This window comes from Coleofasciculus sp. (genome assembly GCF_046565525.1).
Lineage (GTDB): Bacteria > Cyanobacteriota > Cyanobacteriia > Cyanobacteriales > Coleofasciculaceae > Coleofasciculus.
In genome coordinates this window covers 1-3514 of sequence record NZ_JBKHUP010000220.1, presented here as the reverse complement: position 1 = coordinate 3514, position 3514 = coordinate 1, and the positions used below count along the sequence as shown (strand labels likewise).

Annotated in this window: 4 protein-coding genes; 3 read left to right on the top strand and 1 reads right to left on the bottom strand. The window is 47.7% G+C overall.

Annotation, left to right across the window (positions count from 1 at the left end):
• Positions 1 to 243: 243 nt before the first annotated feature.
• The 3 genes from ACLGGO_RS35180 to ACLGGO_RS35170 all read left to right on the top strand — a co-directional run bounded on the left by ACLGGO_RS35180 (position 244) and on the right by ACLGGO_RS35170 (position 3076).
• Positions 244 to 741: a hypothetical protein gene (locus tag ACLGGO_RS35180; protein WP_446422795.1), complete on the top strand. Its 498-nt coding sequence runs from the start codon at positions 244 to 246 to the stop codon at positions 739 to 741.
• Positions 716 to 907 carry a hypothetical protein gene (locus ACLGGO_RS35175; protein WP_446422794.1) on the top strand — a complete coding sequence of 64 codons (192 nt, stop codon included), beginning with the start codon at positions 716 to 718 and terminating at the stop codon, positions 905 to 907. Before ACLGGO_RS35180 ends, ACLGGO_RS35175 begins: the two co-directional genes overlap by 26 nt.
• 321 nt (positions 908 to 1228) lie before the next feature.
• Positions 1229 to 3076 (top strand): CHASE2 domain-containing protein, encoded by a 1848-nt coding sequence (locus tag ACLGGO_RS35170; RefSeq protein ID WP_446422793.1) that lies wholly within the window; start codon positions 1229 to 1231, stop codon positions 3074 to 3076.
• Here ACLGGO_RS35170 and ACLGGO_RS35165 read toward each other — a convergent pair.
• On the bottom strand, positions 3059 to 3322 hold the full coding sequence (locus ACLGGO_RS35165; RefSeq protein ID WP_446334515.1) for a glutaredoxin family protein: 264 nt from the start codon (positions 3320 to 3322) through the stop codon (positions 3059 to 3061). The genes ACLGGO_RS35170 and ACLGGO_RS35165 overlap by 18 nt on opposite strands.
• Between the last annotated feature and the right edge of the window lie 192 nt (positions 3323 to 3514).

Below are 3514 nucleotides of genomic sequence, written 5' to 3'. Positions count from 1 at the left end.
GGTGCGGTATTCAACGGTTTAAATCGCCGTTTGTCCGGCAATCCCTGTCCTCACGAAGTAGGGCAGGGTTATTGAACTCAATCAACTCCTCACGACGAGAGGGATAGGGGCAAAGAAGAATTTCAGATTAGCACTCCTGTTGCTTGGTAGGATTACGGATACTCGAAAATCTTCCCAAAGGAACTGGGGAACCTTGAGAGTTTTTTTCTAAAGTATCGTTGCCCATAAACCTTATTGCAAGCTATGAAATCATATCTGGCTCAAGTTTGCCTGATCGGACTCTCACTCGTCACCGGAGGGTGGGTAGTGGTTCCGCAGCCGATTATTGCCCAACCAACCCAACCTCGTGAACAGCAACGGTGGGTTGAAATTCGACAGGTGATTGGTAACGTTACCTACAAAGGACGCCCTGCTCAAGAGGATGATCGCCTAGAAGTGGGTGAGGTTCTCAGCACCGATGATAACGCCATTGTTGTTTTGGTTGTCGATGATGGCATTGGTACAATTACTGTTTCTGAGCGAACTCAGGTACAACTGATTAATTTGGAACAGTTGCCCAGTGGAGCAAAAACTACCCAGTTTTTCGTGAAACAGGGACAAATCAGGGCAAATACGCGAAAGTTTAATCACCCCAATTCCAGCTTTGAAATTGCTTTTAGAGGTGAGGATGACGACGTAAAGGGTGGAATTGCCGGAACGAGGGGGACAGACTTCGGTGGTGCGAGTAGTCGCAGAAGTTGATCCACTCAGTCTCGTGTTTCTCAATGGTCAAGCGGTTGACACCAACCCTCGTGGACAATTGGAGACGGTTGTGCCAATCCCTGATAACAGCGTAATTCGGTTGGTTGTTCGTAGTCCTTTGGGAACCCAACAGGTTTATGAATTAGACCTCAATTCTTTGCTTTAGTGCGATAGCTCCCCCAGACCCCCACAACAGATAATTCCTCTGCTCAACCCACGTTCTAGAACTCTAATCCAACTCTTGGACGATGTAATTTCAGGGCATTTACGTAGAATTATTAAATAAATGTAAACCTATCAGGGTGATCGCGAGTCAATCCCGGCTTTATTCTATCTAGGTAGAAATGGGCATCTGGGTCGAGCTTGGTGTGATGGAGAGTGAAGGCGGTTTTGTCATTAGGAGTGTCTACAGGTTAGAACCCTCCTACTTTTTCACAGCCAACCCTGTCGTATTTATGGGCAAACCGCAGTGATCATGAAATATTGGATGTCTAGAGTTCGTCGGTTTGTCGCCGCTACACAAGCTGTAATTCCCGGTGCTGTGGGAGCTGCTTTGGCAATCGGGATATGGCAATGGGGTGGATGGCAACCCTGGGAAGAGATGGGGTACAATTATCTATTCCAAATTCGGGAATCGGGTATTTTGCCTCAGGCGATTTGGGATGAAACCATCGCGATTATTGCCATTGATAACGCTAGCTTGGAGAAATACGGCAGTTTTCCTTGGTCTAGAGATCGCTATGCCCAATTGTTACAAGCCCTAGAGCCATCTCCACCTGCCGTAATTGGCTTTGATCTGCTGTTTATCGATCCGGGCGAGAGGGACACCGAATTTGCCGACGCGATCGCACAGGCGGAGAATGTTGTGTTAGCCACCGCCTGGGATGAGCAAGGAAAAATCCTAGAACCGTTAGCTGAGCTTAAACAAGCCAGCGCTAGTGTGGGTCAAATTTGGCACAATCCCGATCCTGATGGCATTAGTCGTCGGGCGGCAGTTTTTACCAAAGGGATACCGGGATTGGGTGTAGCGATGATTCAGGTTGCTGATGGGGATAAACCTAAAAGTCTCCCGCAACCGATTTCTGGCAAGCAACAGCAGTCAATTTGGCTCAACTGGATTCAGAAAGCAGAAGCTTTACCAACCTATTCCTTTGCTGATGTGGTAGAAGGAAAGGTGGCGCCTGATGCCTTAGCTGATAAGTTAGTTTTGGTGGGAGTAACCGCCACAGGAATCGATACACTACGATCGCCGTTAAATAAAAAACCACCGATATCGGGTGTTTATCTCCATGGGACTTTAATCGATAATTTACGCCAATCGAGACAGTTACAACCTTTGGCTGAGCCACTAATTCTGCTGTTGCTACTGTTACTGGGGCTAGGATTAAGCTGGGTATTATCGAATCAGGGTATCAAAAGTCGCATAGCGATCGCACTGTTGTTTCCGGTTATCTGGCTGGGTATAGCAGCGGCGGCTTTTAGCTATGATCACCTATGGCTACCCATCGCAGCTCCAATTGGTACGGGGTTACTTACCTTGGCTGGGGTGCAACTGCGTGAGAAACACCAGCTTATGACGTTATTTGAAACCTACGTCGCTCCCAAAACCGCTCAACTGATTTGGCAACAGCAAGGTCCTGTGTGTTCATTGGACGCGATCCCCTCTCAACAGACAACCGCCACGATTCTGTTTATGGACATTCGGGGTTTTACTACTATTTCCGAACGAATGACGCCTGCTGAAGTTTATAGCTGGCTCAATCCCTACTTAGAAACGATGACCAACTGCATTATGGATCACGATGGCATCGTGGATAAATACATTGGTGATGCGATTATGGCAGTGTTTGGCGTTTCCAATGAAGGCTTGACATCAGAGACTATTCGTGATGGGGCATTGAATGCGATCGCGGCTTGCTTGGAGATGAATCACTGTTTAGCCTTGTTGAATCAAAGATTTCAGCAGGAAGGAAAACCGCTGATTGAAGTTGGGATTGGTGTTCATACGGGGTTGGTTATGGCGGGAAGTTTGGGGAGTAAACGGCGTCTGAATTATTCGGTGGTGGGAGATACTGTCAATGTAGCCTCTCGACTCCAGTCGCTCAATAAAAAGGTCACCAATAATAACCCTCACCATATTTTAATCACCAGTAGCACCTACGAATACGTGCGCGATCGCTATCAAGCTATGCCCATACAATCCCTTAAACTCCGAGGTCGAGAGCAAAAGACGCTGATTTACAGTGTATTGGGACAAAAACCCCAGACCCAACCTCAACCTGGTTTTTACACCCAGTCGGCTGATGTTCTTTCCAGCTTACAAATATTTCTGTAACATTTTCTCCAACTGCGGCACACTCAAGCGGGGTGAAGGGCGAGGGAGAGGTGTTTCTTGACCGTCTTTGTGATGACACAGCACTGGCACTTCATATTGATAAGCCTGGAACCAATCATCCCGCTGGGTAATGTCCCGCACCTCTAGCTGAAAATTCAACCCTTGGATTTGTTCGAGCTTTTCTTGTAAACCTTCGCACAGGTGACAACCTGGTTTGCTGTACAAAATTAATGTGTCATTCGTCATGGGTTATTTGTCAACTACCTCTAGAGCCATGAAGACGGGGAAGTTTTGAGTGGGAGCGTTTTCAACGACTCCACCCTGCTACACTTCGCCTGACGGCTCCGTTTCGCCGAGGGTAGAGATTGCATCTATCGTCCAGCGCAGCTCCGAATACCTCGAAAGGCGTTCGGCTTTGCCTTCATCCGACGACGCATT